The 18,784-nt window shown below is 39.2% G+C and carries 16 protein-coding genes; 5 read left to right on the forward strand and 11 right to left on the reverse strand.

Going from position 1 to position 18,784, the window contains the following annotated elements:
• Nucleotides 1–70 precede the first annotated feature (70 nt).
• Complete coding sequence (trhO, locus tag AC0VZ4_RS10675; protein WP_475439651.1) at nt 71–1,078, reverse strand: oxygen-dependent tRNA uridine(34) hydroxylase TrhO; 1,008 nt, start codon at nt 1,076–1,078, stop codon at nt 71–73.
• A 208-nt stretch (nt 1,079–1,286) separates the two neighbouring features.
• Here trhO and AC0VZ4_RS10680 point away from each other — a divergent pair, with 208 nt between their 5' ends.
• Nucleotides 1,287–2,615: a DEAD/DEAH box helicase gene (locus tag AC0VZ4_RS10680; protein ID WP_475439652.1), complete on the forward strand. Its 1,329-nt coding sequence runs from the start codon at nt 1,287–1,289 to the stop codon at nt 2,613–2,615.
• A gap of 2 nt (nt 2,616–2,617) precedes the next feature.
• Nucleotides 2,618–3,448, forward strand: a complete 831-nt coding sequence (locus tag AC0VZ4_RS10685) for a CvfB family protein (RefSeq protein ID WP_475439653.1) — start codon at nt 2,618–2,620, stop codon at nt 3,446–3,448.
• Nucleotides 3,449–3,556: 108 nt separating this feature from the next.
• Here the strand turns inward: AC0VZ4_RS10685 and AC0VZ4_RS10690 are convergent, their stop codons facing one another.
• The 10 genes from AC0VZ4_RS10690 to gyrA all read right to left on the reverse strand — a co-directional run bounded on the left by AC0VZ4_RS10690 (nt 3,557) and on the right by gyrA (nt 14,509).
• Entirely contained in the window at nt 3,557–3,931 is a 375-nt protein-coding gene (locus tag AC0VZ4_RS10690; protein ID WP_475439654.1) for a hypothetical protein, read from the reverse strand.
• Between the two features lie 92 nt (nt 3,932–4,023).
• Nucleotides 4,024–4,728 carry an orotidine-5'-phosphate decarboxylase gene (gene pyrF, locus AC0VZ4_RS10695; protein WP_475439655.1) on the reverse strand — a complete coding sequence of 235 codons (705 nt, stop codon included), beginning with the start codon at nt 4,726–4,728 and terminating at the stop codon, nt 4,024–4,026.
• A gap of 187 nt (nt 4,729–4,915) precedes the next feature.
• Nucleotides 4,916–6,052, reverse strand: coding sequence for a lipopolysaccharide assembly protein LapB (gene lapB / locus AC0VZ4_RS10700; protein ID WP_475439656.1), 1,137 nt, complete (start codon nt 6,050–6,052; stop codon nt 4,916–4,918).
• Nucleotides 6,053–6,054: 2 nt separating this feature from the next.
• Nucleotides 6,055–6,336, reverse strand: a complete 282-nt coding sequence (locus AC0VZ4_RS10705; protein ID WP_007376596.1) for a lipopolysaccharide assembly protein LapA domain-containing protein — start codon at nt 6,334–6,336, stop codon at nt 6,055–6,057.
• Between the two features lie 21 nt (nt 6,337–6,357).
• Nucleotides 6,358–6,645: an integration host factor subunit beta gene (gene ihfB / locus AC0VZ4_RS10710; protein ID WP_007376597.1), complete on the reverse strand. Its 288-nt coding sequence runs from the start codon at nt 6,643–6,645 to the stop codon at nt 6,358–6,360.
• Nucleotides 6,646–6,711: 66 nt separating this feature from the next.
• Nucleotides 6,712–8,379 carry a 30S ribosomal protein S1 gene (gene rpsA, locus AC0VZ4_RS10715; RefSeq protein WP_002961176.1) on the reverse strand — a complete coding sequence of 556 codons (1,668 nt, stop codon included), beginning with the start codon at nt 8,377–8,379 and terminating at the stop codon, nt 6,712–6,714.
• A 95-nt stretch (nt 8,380–8,474) separates the two neighbouring features.
• The gene (gene cmk / locus AC0VZ4_RS10720) at nt 8,475–9,185 is read right to left on the reverse strand and encodes a (d)CMP kinase (protein ID WP_007376598.1); all 711 of its coding nucleotides are present in this window, start codon (nt 9,183–9,185) and stop codon (nt 8,475–8,477) included.
• 91 nt (nt 9,186–9,276) lie between these two features.
• A complete protein-coding gene (aroA, locus tag AC0VZ4_RS10725) occupies nt 9,277–10,569 on the reverse strand; it encodes a 3-phosphoshikimate 1-carboxyvinyltransferase (RefSeq protein WP_475439657.1) in 1,293 nt (430 codons plus the stop codon).
• Nucleotides 10,569–11,651, reverse strand: a complete 1,083-nt coding sequence (gene serC, locus AC0VZ4_RS10730) for a 3-phosphoserine/phosphohydroxythreonine transaminase (protein WP_033016435.1) — start codon at nt 11,649–11,651, stop codon at nt 10,569–10,571. The genes aroA and serC overlap by 1 nt, the downstream gene beginning before the upstream one ends.
• Before the next feature lie 158 nt (nt 11,652–11,809).
• Complete coding sequence (gene gyrA, locus AC0VZ4_RS10735; protein ID WP_007376601.1) at nt 11,810–14,509, reverse strand: DNA gyrase subunit A; 2,700 nt, start codon at nt 14,507–14,509, stop codon at nt 11,810–11,812.
• A gap of 176 nt (nt 14,510–14,685) precedes the next feature.
• On the opposite strand from gyrA, the gene ubiG reads away from it, so the two are divergent.
• From ubiG to nrdA, 3 genes are all read left to right on the forward strand, one after another.
• The gene (ubiG, locus tag AC0VZ4_RS10740) at nt 14,686–15,396 is read left to right on the forward strand and encodes a bifunctional 2-polyprenyl-6-hydroxyphenol methylase/3-demethylubiquinol 3-O-methyltransferase UbiG (protein ID WP_475439658.1); all 711 of its coding nucleotides are present in this window, start codon (nt 14,686–14,688) and stop codon (nt 15,394–15,396) included.
• The gene (locus AC0VZ4_RS10745; protein ID WP_475439659.1) at nt 15,396–16,076 is read left to right on the forward strand and encodes an HAD family hydrolase; all 681 of its coding nucleotides are present in this window, start codon (nt 15,396–15,398) and stop codon (nt 16,074–16,076) included. Before ubiG ends, AC0VZ4_RS10745 begins: the two co-directional genes overlap by 1 nt.
• A 412-nt stretch (nt 16,077–16,488) precedes the next feature.
• Nucleotides 16,489–18,771, forward strand: a complete 2,283-nt coding sequence (gene nrdA / locus AC0VZ4_RS10750) for a class 1a ribonucleoside-diphosphate reductase subunit alpha (protein ID WP_475439660.1) — start codon at nt 16,489–16,491, stop codon at nt 18,769–18,771.
• Nucleotides 18,772–18,784: the final 13 nt, after the last annotated feature.

Here is an 18,784-nt window from a genome sequence, read left to right on the forward strand (position 1 = left end):
TACTGCACAATTTTGGGCACAAAAAAAGAGCCTAAATAGACTCTTTAAATGTAACACTTATTGTATAAATTTATTTACCGCGCTGAGCGTCTTTTTGGGCTTTTTTAGCTTCTTTACGTTGCTGTAAAACAGCTTGTGCTTCATTACCGATATGGCCCTCACCGCGCGCTTGCGCTAGTTCTATTTGCTTTTGGCGCTCTGCAAAACGTGCGCGTTGTTCGTCCGTTACTTCTTCAATACAGTGATGACAAGAAACGCCTTCCATGTATTCAGGCTTTAACTTTTCGTCTTCTGTAATTGGCATGCGACACGCGTGGCATTGATCATAAGAGCCTTTTTGTAGGTCATGATCAACCGCAACGCGATTATCAAATACAAAACACTCGCCTTCCCACATGGTTTCTTCTTTTGGCACTTCTTCTAGGTATTTTAAAATACCGCCTTCAAGGTGATAAACTTCATCAAAACCTTGCTCTTTCATGTAGGCTGTCGATTTTTCGCAGCGGATACCGCCGGTACAAAACATCGCCACTTTTTTGTGTTTTTCAGGGTCTAAGTTTTCTTTAGCCCACTGTGGAAATTCGCGGAACGTTTTAGTATTTGGATCGACCGCATTTTGAAATGTACCAATTTCAATTTCGTAATCATTACGTGTATCAATTAAAATTACTTCAGGGTCAGATATAAGTGCGTTCCACTCATTTGGCTTAACATAGCTACCCACAACTTTAAGCGGATTTACGCCTTCAACGCCCATCGTTACAATTTCTTTTTTTAGTTTTACTTTAGTGCGGTAAAACGGACATTCATCGTCGTAAGATTCTTTTGTTACGATGTTTTTTAAATTTGGTTGCTCATCAAGCCAGGCTAATAAGTTGTCTATCCCTTCACGTTTTGCAGAAACAGTGCCGTTTATACCTTCGGCAGCGAGCAATAAAGTACCGCGTACTTCATTTGCTTCCATCACTTCTAGTAATGGCTTTCGGATAGCTTCAAATTCAGGTAAACCTACAAACTTATACAGCGCACATACTACAAAGTGATCGCCCGTTACATTATCTTTATGAACAACAGTCATTATATTTCCTATTTTGCCTTGTTAGCCAATATTGGCGTTTACCGAATCGTAAATCCGGCGCATATGGGGCGCGTATTTTACGCTTTTTTAGTTTAATTGCAAAAAATAACGCTATAGATTGGTTTTTACTGTTAGCGACCTAGCTGTGTAAGCTATAATGCGCTGATAAATTTATAGAGTTAATTTGCTCATTTTGGAGAAACACACATTGCAGTTTACTGACCTTGGGATTGATACACGCCTTGAAACACAATTAGCACATCAAGGGATCACCCAGCCCACCGATATTCAAGCGCATGCAGTGCCTACCGCACTTGCAGGGCATGACATTTTCGCTCAGTCTAAAACTGGGTCGGGCAAAACCTTGGCGTTTTTATTACCTGCTGTACAAAGGGTAATGAAACAAAAAGCACTCAGCAAACGCGATCCTCGTGTACTTATTGTTGCTCCTACGCGTGAGCTTGCTACGCAAGTATTTACTCAGCTGCGTTTATTAATTGCTGGCACAGCTATTAAGGCAGTTAAAATACTTGGCGGCGAAAACTTTAATGACCAAATAAAAGCACTTAGAAACGACCCACAATTCGTAGTTGCTACACCTGGGCGTTTAGCTGATCACATTACAAAACGCTCATTACAATTGAGCGGACTAGAACTGCTTATTTTTGATGAAGCCGATCGTATTTTAGATTTAGGTTTTACTGAGCAGTTAAAAATGATTAACGAGCAAGCTAATCACCGTTTACGTCAAACGTTATTATTTTCTGCAACACTTGACCATGCACAAGTAGATGCTCTATCACGTAACCTATTAAAAAAACCAAAGCAAATTACGCTAAGTGCAGCAAATGAGCAACATAGCGATATTAAACAAACGTTATACCTTGCCGATCACCTTGATCATAAAGAAGCGCTATTAGAGCACTTTTTAAACCAAGATGATGTTGGCCAATGTATTATCTTCACAGCAACGCGTTCTGACACGAGCCGTTTGAGTGAAGCGCTTAATGCTAAAGGCTTCAAATCTGTAGCGCTTGCTGGTGATTTAACGCAAAGTAAACGTTTAGATATCATGGATTCGTTTAGTCGCGAAAACTTTAAAATATTGATCACCACCGACGTTGCATCTCGTGGTTTAGATTTACTAAGCGTAACGCATGTTATTAACTTTGATTTACCAAAACACGCTGAAGAATATGTACACCGCATAGGTCGTACAGGACGAGCAGGCTTTAAAGGTAACGCAATTTCATTAGTTGGCCCAAAAGATTGGGCAAGTTATTTAGCTATTAAAGCATTTTTAAATGACGAGTTAAAATTTGCGAGCGTAGAGAGCTTAAAAGCTAAGTTTAAAGGTTTAAAAGAGAAAAAACCTGAGGCAGCGTGGGACAAATCTAAAGAAAAAGCCGCCGCTGTTAAAAAGCCTACATTTAAGCGCAAAGCCAAACCTAAAAAGCCTACAACATCAATTAAAGCACCGATGAACATTGATGGCGATACACCAATGCGCCGTAAAAAAAAGCCTGAGCAGGAATAAGTATGAGTTACCTAGGAACCACACAAACATTATTTTTAAAAGAAGTGAGTAACGAAGGTGCTTACTTAGACGGCCATGATTTAGGTGAAGTATTTTTACCAAAAAAAGAAATAAAACATGAGCTTGAAGCGGGCGATAGTATTAGTGTATTTATCTTTTTAGACAATGCTAATTTGGCCACAGCAACAATAAAGAAACCACATGCTCAAGTTGGCGAGTATGCCCTACTACGCGTTAAAGAAATAAATAGTATTGGGGCGTTTTTAGATTGGGGGCTTGAGAAAGATGTGCTTGCACCTTTTAATGAACAAAAACCACGCATGCAAGAAGGCCATTCTTATTTAGTACGTCTGTACCTTGATAATGCAAGCCAACGTATTTGTGCCTCAAACAACTTTAATCGTTTCCTGTCAAAAGATGAGCCGCAATATACTCACTTACAAGAAGTGGATTTAATTGTTGCTGGAAAAACAGATATTGGCTACAAAGTATTAATTGAAGAGTCGCACTTCGGTGTTGTTTTTTACAATATGGTATTTAAAAGCTTATTTGTGGGTCAAAAGCTTAAAGGCTATATTCAAAAAGTACGTGACGACGGAAAAATTGATGTTGTACTAGAAAAGCCAGGTATGGGAAAAGTAAGTGACCTTGGTGAAACTATTATGCAAAAACTTAAAAACGAAGGCGGTGTTATTCCACTTGGTGATAAGTCTGATCCTGAAGCAATAAAAAAGATGTTTTCTACAAGTAAGGCTAATTATAAAAAAGCAATTGGTGGCTTATTTAAACAAGAGTTAATAGATATTGAAGCAAAATCAATCCGTTTGAAGTAACAAAAATGCGTTTAGTATACTTACTAAACGCTTTAATTTTTTAGATTAGTTGATTTGAAAATAAGGTTTTTATCGTTTATTAAAACCTAAAGTATTAATGAAAGTGTATCAACCTAAAATATACTTGTAAGGTAAAGTGCATTGCGTATATTGCTTAGAATAATCAAGCGCATCTTCTTTAGTTTCTAGATTAAGTGGTGCTAAACGAAATACCTTTTTGTCACAGTCTAGTTTTCGCTCATCGTGATTATCAACACATTCACTTATACTAATATTATGGTTACTTAAGACGCCTTCATTTTTATAACATAAATGATAAGCGTAATCAGCCATCGTCTTTTTAAAATCATATACGTTAATAGGGTAGCTAGAAATAATATCTGTGACCTTTGTCACGCCATCATAAGCTTTACTTGAAAGAACATACTTGTTAACTAAAAAACCCGCAATAATAATGAATAACAAACCAAAAAACGACTTCAAAATAGATCCCCTACTGAATTTTGATACTATTAATGTAGCATAATATACAAATTAAGTAAGGGCATAGCACTTAACAACTACTTTTTATTGAATTAAGCAATGGACTTGTTAATATCAGTTAATACTCTCAAAGGATTTTCAGATTGCGTTATAGGCCGTCCAATCACTAAATAATCACTACCAGCATCAATGGCTTGCTTAGGTGTCATGATACGCTTTTGATCGCCTGCTGCACTCCCTTCTGGACGAATACCTGGAGTGATAAGTTTAAAGCTTTCCCCCAGCTCGGATTTAAGTACCTTAGCCTCTTGTGCTGAACATACAACACCGTCAAGTCCAGCCTCTTGAGCAAGTTTAGCTAAATAGATAACTTGCTCTTTCGCCGGCTTATCAATACCTAAACGCTCAAGCTCTTTTTCATCCATGCTTGTTAAAACAGTCACAGCAATTAGCAAAGGTGCTTTATCACCAAATTTTTCTAGGGCCATTTTAGCTTTATTCATCATTTCAAAGCCACCAGATGCATGAACGTTTACCATCCATACTCCCATTTTTGCAGCTGCAGTCACAGCCTTTGCAACTGTATTAGGAATGTCATGAAACTTTAAGTCTAGGAAAACATCAAAGCCTAAATCAATTAGTTCTTTAACAAAACTAGGACCAAAATAAGTAAACATCTCTTTGCCAACTTTAAGGCGACATGTCTCTGGTGAAAGTTGCTTAACAAAGTCTAGAGCTATTTGTTGATCGTCGTAATCTAATGCTATAAGAATTTTTTTTGAGTGTTCAAAAGACATAACTATCCTAATGTATGGCTATAAAGTAACTATAAATAGATCTAATGCGATATCTTCAGCAGGTGATTTTAAGTGTTGATAAATGAAATTTATATAGACTGTGTTTTACAAAAATTTCAACTAAGTAAACACTCAGTTTAATTTGCTAAAATGATCATCTTTAAATCCAGTATTATTAAAGGGGTTATTAAAATCCGTCTAATCCTCTGCTTGGAACAATGGTTTCCCAATGTTTACAAGAAGGGCAATTCCAATAAATCGTGTAGCTAGTAAAGCCACAGTGCTGACATTGAAAGTCAGGTTTAGTCGCTATGTAAGAAGTAACCAATTTATCAATTTGATTCAGTACTTCTTTTGTGTTTTTGTTTTGATCACCCATCAATTGCAGTAAAAAACTAAAACCACGAATGGTAGGTTGACGTTTTAAACTATCAGTTAGAAATTCAAAGGCTTGTTTAGTGTGTCCTTGCTCAAGCAATGCTTGGCAATGTTTTATTTTAATTAATACGCCGCCCTTTTCTAACAAGTCACTGACTAATTCATGAAATTGATGCGTTAAATTTAATTGTTTATAACTATGTGCGAGCTGATCAATAAATAGCGGAGCAAACAAAGTAAATTGAGTAACAAGCTCACGCCAGTAATAAATTGCTTTAACGTAGTCTTCTTTTATATAAGCCAATAAACCTAATTCGTACAGAGGACGCACTGCTTTATAATTTAAGCTAATTGCTTTTCTCATTAATTGTGGATTATTATCACTCAGAGCAGATTCGCAATAAAAATTAGCAATAGATTTGAATTGCTGTTCTTTAGAAAATAACTCGCTATGGGCTTCAAACATATTGATACCTTTTTCCCATTCGCGAGTTTGCGAATACAAAGTTATAATAGGTTCGAGCGCTTCAACATGTCCTGCTTTAACTAGCCAGACTAGATGTTCTTCAGCACCATCAAGTAAACCAGCCATAATATAGTCTTCAGCAAGTTCTAAACGGCTTGTTGCAGCTTGTTGTTCATTTAAGATTGGGTGTTTTAAAAGTAGTTCATGGATTTTTATTGCGCGGTCTAGTTCACCTCGACGGCGAAACATAGTGGCAAGTGTAGAATAGTGCTCGACTGAATCAGCCGAAACTTCAAGCAAGTTAATTAAATGCTCTAAGCCCTGGTCTTCTTCTCTATCAAGTAAAAACTTTAAGCCTTTACTGTATTCAGAGGTAATCTGACGATTAAGTAAGTGAGCTTGGTTTTTAGCACTGTTTTTCCCCATAATCCAACCGTAACCGGCTGCAACAGGGAGTAATAAAAACAAAAGCTCAATCATAATTAAATGTCTTTATTAGCAGCAAGCTTTTTTTTATCTTCTTCAGGTACTAATAACTTTTTCAACCGATAGTTTTGCCACTTCAATTGTGAAAATAACTTAAAGCTAATAAAAAAACCGATCAAAACACCTAGTAAAAAGCAAATACTTATTATTACAGCTAAAGGTAATGTATTACTGGCAATAATATAATTAATTTGTACTAATTGTGGATTTTGAGAACCCAATACAAATGCGCTAATTAGGCATAGCGCAACCAGAATAATTTTTAAGACCTTAAACAAGTAACTACTCCACTAAGTTAACTAGGCAATACTTTCATTCACGCGGTCGCGTAATTCTTTACCCGGTTTAAAATGAGGTACATGCTTTCCGTCAAGCTCAACTGTATCGCCAGTCTTAGGGTTACGACCTGTGCGAGGAGCACGGAAATGCAAAGAGAAACTACCAAAACCTCTGATCTCAATACGATCTGAAGTAGATAATGAGCCGGCCATTTGTTCAAGAATTTCTTTTACAGCATTCTCAACATCTTTCACTGGAACGTGTGCGTGTTGTTCCGCAAGTGTTTCTATCAATTCTGACTTAGTCATATCGTTTCCTTAAAAAGAAATATAGGAAGGGCAAAAGATGCCCTTCCAACTAAAACTAATTATATATTAGTCTTTTTGTGCATTTGCGAAAGCAGCTGCCATTGCGTTTTCAAACACTGGCTCTTCTTTCTTAAGCTTCTCTAGTACTTCTTTCTCTTCTGCTTCGAAAAGAGCTTTTACAGATAAGCTTAAAGTGCGGTTCTTACGATCAACACCAACGTATTTAACTTCAATTTCGTCGCCTACAGAAACAACAGTAGTTGCATCTTCAACGCGTTCTTGAGCGATATCAGCTACACGGATGTAACCTTCAACGCCTTCGATAAGTTCAACAGTTGCGCCTTTCGCATCAACTTCAGTCACTTTACCTTTAACAATAGCACCTTTTTTGTTTGCATCAAGGTAGTTATTGAATGGGTCAGCTTCGATTTGCTTAACACCTAGAGAGATACGTTCACGCTCTGGGTCAACTTGCAATACGATAGCAGTGATTTCGTCGCCTTTCTTGAATTCACGTACAGCTTCTTCGCCAGGTGTATTCCAAGAAATATCTGAAAGGTGTACAAGACCGTCAATACCACCGTCAAGACCGATAAAGATACCGAAGTCAGTGATTGATTTGATCTTACCAGTAACTTGATCGCCTTTGTTCTGTAGACGAGCAAATTCCTGCCAAGGATTAGCAATACATTGCTTAAGACCAAGAGAAATACGACGACGTTCTTCGTCAATTTCTAAAACCATAACTTCAACAGTGTCGCCAAGGCTTACAACTTTTGAAGGATGGATGTTCTTGTTAGTCCAATCCATTTCAGAAACGTGTACTAAACCTTCAACGCCTTCTTCGATTTCCACGAAACAGCCGTAATCTGTAAGGTTAGTAACACGACCAGAAAGTTTAGAACCTTCTGGGTAACGACCAGCGATAGCTGCCCATGGATCTTCACCAAGCTGTTTAAGGCCTAGAGATACACGAGTTTTATCTTTGTCGAATTTTAGAACTTTAACTGCGATTTCGTCGCCAACATTAACGATTTCTGAAGGGTGCTTAACACGCTTCCAAGCCATATCAGTAATGTGTAGTAGACCATCAACACCACCAAGGTCAACGAATGCACCGTAGTCAGTAAGGTTCTTAACGATACCTTTAACTTCTTGACCTTCAACAAGGTTAGCAAGAAGCTCTTCACGTTCTTGTGAGTTTTCAGATTCGATAACTGCACGACGTGAAACAACAACGTTGTTACGTTTTTGATCAAGCTTGATTACTTTAAATTCAAGCTCTTTGCCTTCAAGGTGAGTTGTGTCACGTACTGGACGAACATCAACAAGTGAACCAGGTAGGAAAGCACGGATTGAATCAACTTCAACTGTGAAACCGCCTTTAACTTTACCGTTGATAACACCGGTAACAGTTTCTTGCTCTTCACATGCTTTCTCAAGACGGATCCACGCTTCGTGACGCTTCGCTTTCTCACGAGAAAGGATAGTTTCACCGAAACCGTCTTCAATTGCATCTAGTGCAACATCTACTTCGTCGCCAACAGCAACTTCAAGTTCACCAGCAGCATTTTTGAACTGCTCTGCAGGGATAGCACTTTCTGATTTAAGACCAGCATCTACAAGTACAATGTTATTCTCGATAGAGATTACTGTACCTTTAACAATAGAGCCTTGCTCTGCTTCAAAACCCTTTAAGCTTTCTTCAAATAACTGCGCAAAATTTTCTGACATACGAATATACGTCTCATATATTAATACCAATAAGCAACCATGCTGCATGGGGTTGTTAAAATAGCACTGGCATCCTGCTGGTGCATAAAATGTGTTTAGCTTCGTTTAGGAAGCTTACCTTCAGATATTGCAACATCTAATAAAGTCATCACTTTATCAAACACTTGCTGAGCATTGAGTTCGCTAGTATCGAGTTCAATAGCATCGTCTGCCGGCACAAGCGGAGCAACGGCACGATTCATATCGCGCTCGTCACGAGCTTGAATGTCCTGTAATAGACCACTCAGTGTAACATCAAGGCCGCGCGTATTCAACTCAACAAAACGCCTACGAGCACGCTCTTCTGCACTTGCTGTTAAATAAATTTTTAACGGCGCATCTTGAAAAACCACAGTCCCCATATCGCGACCATCGGCAATTAAGCCACTTTCAGTACGAAACGCTCGCTGGCGACGTAATAATGCTTCACGAACGCGAGGTAATGCTGCAACCTTTGATGCCGCAGCGCCTACTTCTTCATTACGAATAGTAGTCGTTACATCTTCGCCTTCTAAAATAACTTTCCCTGCATTAGTTTGGCTATCTACCAAAAACTGCACATCTAAATTTGCAGCAAGAGGGACAAGCCCTTCTTCATTGTCTAATGCAATTTGGTGATGAAGTGCAGCTAAAGATAAAACGCGATAAATCGCACCGCTATCTAATACATCCCACCCTAACTTGTCGGCTAACAAGCGACAAACAGTTCCTTTACCTGAACCACTTGGGCCATCAACGGTGATCACGGGCATTAATAACGCCTGCATTTAAACCTCCTGCAATGCACACCTAAATAAACCGCCATATTATACGCCAGTTATAAAAATATATCTGCTATTAGTGTGTAACTTTTTATAATTAGTTATAAAAGCCCGATTCACTGACTGACGCTAAAACATTGAAAAATGTAGGGAATGTCTTATAAGTACACTTTGGATCATTAATCGTTATAGGTTTCCCGCCAACAGCAACCATGGCAAAGCACATGGCTATACGGTGATCGTCGTAGGTATCTATTGCTACATCATTGAAATGTTCAGGTGGTGTAATTTCTATAAAATCATGCCCTTCTACAACTTCTGCACCTACTTTTCTAAGCTCAGTTGCCATTGCATATAAACGGTCTGTTTCTTTTACTCGCCAGTTATAAATGTTACGAATGGCAGTTGGACCTTTAGCAAAAAGAGCAACTGTTGCGAGTGTCATAGCTGCATCAGGAATTGCATTAGCGTCAATATCTACGCCTTTTAATTCGCCTTTGCGAACAACTAAACGCTCATCATACCAATCGATTTTCGCGCCTACTTGCTCCATTACTTTGGCAAAGCCTATATCACCTTGAACCGATTTAGCACCTACACCTTTAATCTCAATTTCACCACCCGCTATCGCAGCTGCAGCAACAAAGTAAGAAGCAGAAGACGCATCCCCTTCAACCATAATTCGATCGAGTGATTGATACTGTTGACCACCTTTAACTTTAAAAGTTGCATAATTACTGTGTTCAACATTAACACCAAAACGTGCCATTACATCAAGCGTAATATCAATATATGGTTTAGAAACCAAGGTACCTTTAATGGTTATATTTGTATCACCACTAAACAAAGGTGCAGCCATTAGTAATGCAGTTAAAAATTGACTTGAAATACTACCGTCAATTTCAACTGAGCCGCCCTTAATTTGCCCACCCATAATCTTAAGTGGTGGATAGTCTTTGTGTTTAGTATAAGTAACATCACCACCCAATGCTTGAAGAGCATCAACTAAATGCCCTATTGGACGCTCTTCCATGCGCGGCTCGCCTATTAACTCATACTCACCAGTAACAGCAGCAAGTACAGCCGTTAAAGGTCTGTAAGCAGTGCCGGCATTCCCTAAAAACAATGGCTCGCTAGGCGTTTTAAATACGCCACCAACGCCGTTTACTATCGCGACTGTTCGCTCACCATTTAAAGTTACATGCACACCTAATAATTTTAAAGCACCTAACATATGGCGTATATCATCGCTATCAAGCAAATTTTCAACAACAGTGGTACCGCTTGCCAGTGCTGCTAAGAGCAAAATCCTATTCGATAAGCTCTTTGAGCCTGGTAGGGTTACCGTGCCATTTACTTTTGTAATTGGTTCTAAACGTAGCTGTTCCATTAACTGTGCTCCTTAGCAAAGGCAGCCATAAAGTCTACTAGGGCTTGAACTCCTTCAAGTGGCATGGCGTTATAAATACTCGCACGCATACCGCCTACAATTCGGTGCCCTTCAAGTGCAAGTAAACCCGCATCATTGGATTGAGTTACAAACTGCTCATTTAAGCTTTCATCGTTTAGCCAAAAAGGAACATTCATACGTGAACGACAATGCTTAGCGACTATATTTGAGTAAAAGTCAGAATTATCAATAAAATTATACAGTAGCTCAGCTTTTGCAATATTTTGTGTTTCCATGGCTTTTACGCCGCCATTTCTCTCTAACCATTCGAATACTTCAGCAGCTAAATACCATGCAAAAGTAGGTGGCGTGTTAAACATGCTGCCCTGTTTTGCTTCAAGGGCGTAATCTAAAATACCAGGCTTTGCTAACCCTTCACGCTCAAGTAGTGTTTTACGAACAATAACGATTGAAATACCCGATGGACCGATATTTTTTTGTGCTCCGGCATAAATTAAATCAAATTTGTTCACGTCTATTTCGCGAGACAAAATAGTCGATGACATATCAGCAACAATCGGCGCAGTTGGGTGACTCGGTACATCAAAAATCTCGAGTCCATCTACCGTTTCGTTAGGGCAATAATGAATGTACGCCGCATCTTCTGGTAATTCCCAGTCTGCAACGTCTTTAATTGAAAATTCACCATCAGCATCATTACGTACATCCGTAAAAGACGTTTGAGTGAACTTATTCGCTTCATCTCTGGCGCTTTTCGACCATACGCCATTCTCGCAATAAAACGCTGTTTTGCCTTCTTGGTGCAAATTTAAAGGAACAGCACTAAATTGGCCACGACCGCCTCCGTGCATAAACAACACTTCAAATTCATCACTGATATTCATTAAGCGGCGAAGACTCGCTTCACACTTTGCAGTTAATGCTAAAAACTCTTTGCTGCGATGGCTCATTTCCATTACAGAAACACCCAAGTCTTGCCAATCTAGAAACTCTTTTTGCGCTTTTTTCATAACCGCTTGCGGAAGCATAGCCGGTCCCGCACAAAAATTATATTTACTCATTACCTTTGCCTCATTCCAGTAATTTAACTACTAAGCATGAACGTATAATCCCCATCCACTCAACATTACGATTTTAATGAATGAATATAATTTCACACTCTATTAATTTTTTTCAACAACATTAAAAAAAGCGGCCAAGGCCGCTTTTTCAATATCAATTATTCTGAAGGAGGATTATCATCCGCTACTTCATCAATAACCGTATCTACAGTTTCAACGTCTTCAATATCAATCAAGTCACTTTGAGTAACTTCAATCTCTTCTATACGTTGTAAACCAACTACTTGCTCTTCGTCAATAGTTCTGATCAAAATAACACCTTGAGTGTTACGTCCAACCGTAGAAACTTCATTAACACGAGTTCGTACTAAGGTGCCACGATTTGAAATAATCATTATTTCATCGTTGTCGTCAACTTGCACAGCACCAACAACAGCACCGTTACGTTCACTCACCTTAATTGATACAACACCCTGTGTTGCACGACTCTTCGATGGGTAATCTTCAAGTTGCGTACGCTTACCGTAACCGTTTTCAGTTACCGTCAGAATAGCACCGTCAGTTTTTGGTACAATTAACGATACTACGCGTTGCTCATCTGGCATTTTAATACCACGAACACCTGTAGCAGTACGACCCATAGGGCGAACACCTTTGAAACGAATCTCAGGGTTACCTTCTTCGTCTAATACAGGATTACCGTTTTCATCAACAACCGTTGTTTCTTCAGCTTCTTTAAAACGTACAACTTTACCTGCATCAGTGAACAACATAATTTCGTTGCTACCATCGGTAATATCAACCCCAATCAGGCTATCGCCTTCATTTAAGTTAACAGCAATAATACCGCTTGCACGTTGACGACTGTAAGCCGTTAATGGTGTTTTCTTAACTGTACCAAATGCTGTTGCCATAAAGATGTATTTATCTTCTGCGTACTCGCGTACTGGCAATATAGCAGTAATTCGTTCATCAGCTTCAAGTGGTAACAAGTTAACAATTGGCTTACCGCGCGCTGCACGACTTGCCAGTGGTAACTGATATACTTTAAGCCAATATAAACGCCCGGCCGTAGAGAAACATAAAATAGTATCGTGCGTATTTGCAACGAGTAGACGTTCAATGAAATCTTCATCTTTCATCTTCGTTGCTGATTTACCTTTACCACCACGGCGTTGTGCTTCGTAATCAGACAATGCCTGATATTTCACATAACCTTCGTGAGAAAGCGTTACTACAACGTCTTCTTCGGTAATTAAATCTTCTAAGCTAATATCGTGAGCCGCTGCATTAATTTCAGTACGACGTTCATCGCCGTATTGTGCTTTAATTTCAACTAACTCATCACGAATAACTTCCATTAAACGCTCTGGCGTTGCCAAAATATGTAAAAGCTCAGCAATTAAATCTAATAGTGTTTGATATTCACTCAGGATTTTTTCATGCTCAAGACCTGTTAGCTTGTGTAAGCGTAAATCTAGGATTGCTTGGGCTTGTTGCTCTGAAATAAAATACTGACCGTCGCGAATACCTAAATCAGCAGCTAGCCAATCTGGACGTGCAACATTATCTTCGCCTGCTTTTTCAAGCATTGATTTTACATTACCTAATTCCCACGAACGTGCCGTTAAAGCAACTTTAGCTTCAGCAGGTGTAGGGGATTTACGAATAAGTTCGATAATAGGGTCAATGTTTGCAAGCGCAATAGCTAAACCCTCTAGCATATGTGCACGATCGCGGGCTTTGCGTAAATCAAATACTGTACGACGAGTTACTACTTCACGACGGTGAATAATAAACTCTTCTAGCATTTCTTTTAAGTTGAAACACTTAGGCTGGTTGTTAATTAACGCAACCATATTCATACCAAACACAGTTTGTAACTGAGTCTGCGCATACAAGTTGTTTAAAATAACCTCGCCTACGTCACCACGTTTGATCTCAATAACGATACGCATACCGTCTTTGTCTGATTCATCACGTAGTGCACTAATGCCTTCAATTTTTTTATCTTTAACAAGCTCAGCAATTTTTTCAATTAAGCGTGCTTTGTTAACTTGATAAGGAATTTCGTGAACGATAATTGTTTCACGGCCTGTTTTTTCATCCGTTTCAATCTCAGCACGTGCACGCATGTACACTTTACCACGGCCAGTTTGGTATGCTTGTTCAATACCCTTCTTACCGTTGATAATTGCAGCGGTTGGAAAATCTGGGCCCGGAATATAATCCATTAACTCAGTTATAGTTAATTCAGGGTTGATTATAAGCGCTAAACAACCATTAATAACTTCTGTTAAGTTATGTGGTGGGATATTTGTAGCCATACCTACCGCAATACCTGATGATCCGTTAACTAATAAGTTAGGGACCTTTGTTGGTAAAACGTCAGGGATTTGTTCTGTGCCGTCGTAGTTAGGAACGAAATCAACCGTTTCTTTTTCAAGATCAGCTAATAGCTCATGCGACATTTTTGCCATACGTACTTCTGTATAACGCATTGCCGCAGCTGAATCGCCATCAACCGAACCGAAGTTACCTTGGCCATCTACAAGCATATAACGTAGTGAGAATGGCTGAGCCATACGAACTATCGTGTCATAAACTGCACTGTCGCCGTGTGGGTGGTATTTACCGATTACGTCACCGACCACACGGGCCGATTTTTTGTAAGGCTTGTTCCAGTCATTACTAAGCTCGTTCATTGCAAACAAAACGCGGCGATGAACAGGTTTTAAGCCGTCACGTACGTCTGGTAATGCACGTCCTACAATTACGCTCATCGCGTAATCTAAGTAGGAGTTTTTTAACTCGTCTTCAATATTGACTGGCAGAATTTCATTGGCGAGATCAGTCATTTGATATCACATTCCTTCAGTATCAGCTCTCAACGACCCGGTATTGGGTATTAAGAGTATTGTTATTATTTCTAACAGCCATGCTATCACAATTAATTTTAATTTACAGGCGCAAAACTTTGCGATTTATCAATTTAGCCCTATATAATGGCCTCAGATTGACGAGGAAGCATCTTATGACCGAACATCAAAATGTAGATCACGCAGAAATAGCAAAATTTGAAGCCATCGCCGAGCGTTGGTGGGACCTAGACGGAGAATTCAAACCTCTTCACGAAATTAACCCGTTACGTTTAGACTTTATAGCAAATAAAACGCAAGGCTTATTCGATAAAGAAACACTCGACGTTGGCTGTGGTGGCGGTATTTTAAGCCAAAGCATGGCGCGCATGGGCGCAAAAGTAACTGGCATCGACATGGGGCAAGAGCCTTTAAGTGTTGCTAAGTTGCACAGTTTAGAAACTGGCGTAAATGTAGATTATATAAAAGTGCCTGCAGAAGAGTTTGCTTCACAAAATCCAGTGCGCTTTGATGTAATAACCTGTATGGAAATGCTTGAGCACGTTCCCGACCCGGCATCTATCATTCATGCCGTAGCCGCACTAGCCAAACCAGGCGCAGACGTGTTTTTTTCAACCCTGAACAAAACACCTAAAGCATACTTATACGCTATTATTGGTGCTGAAAAGCTTTTAAAAATGGTGCCTGAAGGTACACACGACCATAAAAAGTTTATAAAACCTGCACAGCTCATTGCATGGGCAGAGCAAGCGGGTTTAAAAGTTCGTGCAAGTACAGGCCTTTCTTATAACCCACTATCAAAGCAATATACGCTTAATAACGACGTTAGCGTAAATTACATACTTTATTTTGAGAAGTTAGCTTAATGGCTAACTCTCAAGCCCCCCACCCCCTTATTGAGTACGATGCATTTTTATTTGATTTAGACGGCACCCTACTCGACACTGCTGATGATTTAGGTGCCGCTTTAAACGCAGTGCTTATTAGCAATAAAATAGAGCCTGTTAGTAGTGATATATACCGTCCTGCTGCATCTAACGGAGCTGGCGCATTATTAGAGGCTGGTTTTAAAGCGTTATGGGACAAACAACCTCAAAGCGAGCTTATAAAGCAATTAATTGACGAGTACGCTGCAAACATAGCAAATCACACACGCTGCTTCAGCGGAGTTGAATCGTTACTTATCGCCCTAGATCAGAAAAAGATCAAATGGGGGATCATGACTAACAAACCAGGGTTTTTAACCGATCCTTTAGTTGCAGCTATTCCTGCTTTAAAAAATGCCAGTGTAGTAATAAGTGGTGACACTTTAGCAGAGGCTAAGCCATCACCTTTACCACTGCTACATTGTGCAAAGCTTATGCAAGTACAGCCAAAGCGTTGTTTATACATTGGTGATGCACAGCGTGACATACAAGCAGGCAAAGCAGCAGGTATGCATACCGCGACTGCACTTTGGGGTTACATTCCCAGTGAAGATGAGGCATTAAGCTGGAAAGCCAATTTAAACTGGCTAAGTCCAATTGATGGTTTTAACCATATATAGTGCTATGTTAATTAATAAACACTATATATTGTGATTGTGTTAGTTTTTATGCAAAGCTTGCTGATAAAAAAAGCAGTCAAAATTTATTTTTAAAATGCGTAAATTTAACAGATCATTAGTTGATTTTTGCATATTTCAACTTAAATGATTGTTCGAAGGTGAGTGTCTACTAACACAAATGCGTTATCCCAAAGTTATCCACAAACAGGGGCAATTATGTCCCTTGCAAAACAATGCAGACCACACTATCTTGTGATCTCTAAATTGAACAACACCAGATATTGTGGCCAAATGTTATTCAATTAAATTCACTAATTTGGTGAAACCTATAATAAATGAGCACTACACCTTGCTAATTTGAGGTGTAAACATTGGTCAAAATACATAATCCCCAAGGAATACAGGCAAAGCTATGAACCAACAGTTATCTGTAAGCAAACGTGACGGGCGTAAAGAGCCGCTTGATCTTGATAAGATCCATCGCGTTATTGAATGGGCCGCCGAAGGTTTAAATAACGTTTCGGTTTCGCAAGTTGAATTAAAATCACACATTCAATTTTACGATGGTATTCGTACCAAAGATATTCACGAAACCATTATTAAAGCAGCTGCAGATCAGATTTCAAAAGAATCGCCAGATTACCAGTATTTATCAGCGCGTTTAGCTGTATTCCACCTACGTAAAAAAGCCTATGGCCAATTTGAGCCACCACGTTTATTTGATCATGTAACTAAAATGGTTGAAGATAAACGCTATGATGCTCACTTATTAGTAGATTATACAGAGCAAGAATTAGATGAGCTTGATGCGTACCTTGATCATTCTCGCGATCTTAACTTCAGCTACGCTGCTGTAAAACAGCTTGAAGGTAAGTACCTCGTTCAAAACCGTGTAACAGGTGAAATTTACGAAAGCGCACAGTTTTTATATATTTTAGTAGCGGCAAGCTTATTTTCAGATTACCCACGTGAAACGCGTACTAATTACATTAAACGTTTTTATGATGCGGTATCGTTATTTAAGATTTCATTGCCTACACCAATAATGGCTGGTGTTCGTACCCCTACCCGTCAATTTAGCTCATGTGTATTAATTGAATGTGGCGACAGCCTCGATTCAATCAATGCAACATCATCAGCTATTGTTAAGTACGTTTCACAACGTGCGGGTATTGGTATTAACGCAGGTCGAATTCGTGCGCTAGGTAGCCATATTCGTAATGGCGAAGCGTATCACACTGGTTGTATTCCTTTTTATAAGCACTTTCAAACAGCGGTTAAAAGTTGTTCGCAAGGTGGTGTACGTGGCGGCGCTGCAACATTGTTCTACCCGCTTTGGCACCTAGAAGTAGAAAACCTACTGGTACTTAAAAATAATCGTGGTGTAGAGGATAACCGTGTTCGTCACCTAGATTACGGCGTACAATTTAATAAATTAATGTATTCTCGTTTAATTAAAGACGATTACATTACGTTATTTAGCCCATCAGATGTGCCTGGCCTTTATGATGCATTTTTTGAAGACCAAGCAGAATTTGATGCGCTTTACGTCAAATACGAACAAGACGAGTCTATCCGTAAAAAGCGTATCAAAGCCATTGAGCTTTTCTCTATGTTTGCCCAAGAACGTGCAAGTACAGGTCGTATTTACTTACAAAATGTGGATCACTGTAATACACACAGCCCGTTCATTGCTAAAGTTGCGCCTATTCGCCAATCTAACTTATGTTTAGAAATTGCATTGCCAACTAAGCCACTTAATAACGTAAATGACGAAGAAGGCGAAATTGCCCTTTGTACACTTTCTGCGTTTAACTTAGGTGCAATAGAATCACTTGATGAGCTTGAAGAATTAGCTGAGCTTGCTGTACGTGCACTTGATAACTTACTTGATTTCCAAGACTACCCTGTACCGGCTGCTAAAAATGCAACTATGGGACGCCGTACGTTAGGAATAGGTGTAATTAACTACGCATACTACCTAGCTAAAAACGGTAAACGTTATTCAGATGGTAGCGCGAACGCCCTGACTCACAAAACATTTGAAGCGATTCAATACTACTTGATGAAAGCATCTAACGAACTTGCTAAAGAGCGTGGTGCATGTCCTAAATTTAACGAAACAACGTACTCACAAGGTATAATGCCAACCGATACGTATAAACGTGATTTAGATAAAATTTGTGATGAGCCACTTCATCTTGATTGGGATACACTACGTGCAAGCATTAAAGAGCACGGTATGCGTAACTCAACACTAAGTGCATTAATGCCATCAGAAACATCGTCGCAAATCTCTAACGCTACAAACGGTATTGAGCCTCCACGTGGTCATATTAGTGTTAAAGCAAGCAAAGATGGTATTTTAAAACAAGTAGTTCCTGAGTATGAACGCTTAAAAAATAACTATGAGTTATTATGGGATATCCCATCAAACGATGGTTACTTACAGCTTGTAGGCATAATGCAAAAATTTGTTGACCAAACAATCTCAGCAAACACAAATTATGATCCAAACAAGTTCGAAGGCGGTAAAGTACCTATGCAAGTCTTATTAAAAGACTTACTTAGTGCATACAAACTGGGCGTTAAAACGTTGTACTATCACAACACCCGTGATGGCGCATCAGATTCACAAGAAGACACTCCAGAAGTGGAAGATGATGATTGTGAAGGCGGCGCGTGTAAAATATAGTTACTAATTTTTA

Source organism: Pseudoalteromonas sp. QJM3NY_22 (assembly GCF_056173065.1).

Coding starts and splice junctions, on each gene's coding strand:
- trhO (WP_475439651.1), bottom strand. CDS start 1,078: ATGACTGTTGTTCATAAAGATAATGTAACGGGCGATCACTTTGTAGTA.
- AC0VZ4_RS10685 (WP_475439653.1), top strand. CDS start 2,618: ATGAGTTACCTAGGAACCACACAAACATTATTTTTAAAAGAAGTGAGT.
- pyrF (WP_475439655.1), bottom strand. CDS start 4,728: ATGTCTTTTGAACACTCAAAAAAAATTCTTATAGCATTAGATTACGAC.
- lapB (WP_475439656.1), bottom strand. CDS start 6,052: ATGATTGAGCTTTTGTTTTTATTACTCCCTGTTGCAGCCGGTTACGGT.
- ihfB (WP_007376597.1), bottom strand. CDS start 6,645: ATGACTAAGTCAGAATTGATAGAAACACTTGCGGAACAACACGCACAC.
- rpsA (WP_002961176.1), bottom strand. CDS start 8,379: ATGTCAGAAAATTTTGCGCAGTTATTTGAAGAAAGCTTAAAGGGTTTT.
- cmk (WP_007376598.1), bottom strand. CDS start 9,185: ATGCAGGCGTTATTAATGCCCGTGATCACCGTTGATGGCCCAAGTGGT.
- aroA (WP_475439657.1), bottom strand. CDS start 10,569: ATGGAACAGCTACGTTTAGAACCAATTACAAAAGTAAATGGCACGGTA.
- serC (WP_033016435.1), bottom strand. CDS start 11,651: ATGAGTAAATATAATTTTTGTGCGGGACCGGCTATGCTTCCGCAAGCG.
- gyrA (WP_007376601.1), bottom strand. CDS start 14,509: ATGACTGATCTCGCCAATGAAATTCTGCCAGTCAATATTGAAGACGAG.
- ubiG (WP_475439658.1), top strand. CDS start 14,686: ATGACCGAACATCAAAATGTAGATCACGCAGAAATAGCAAAATTTGAA.
- AC0VZ4_RS10745 (WP_475439659.1), top strand. CDS start 15,396: ATGGCTAACTCTCAAGCCCCCCACCCCCTTATTGAGTACGATGCATTT.
- nrdA (WP_475439660.1), top strand. CDS start 16,489: ATGAACCAACAGTTATCTGTAAGCAAACGTGACGGGCGTAAAGAGCCG.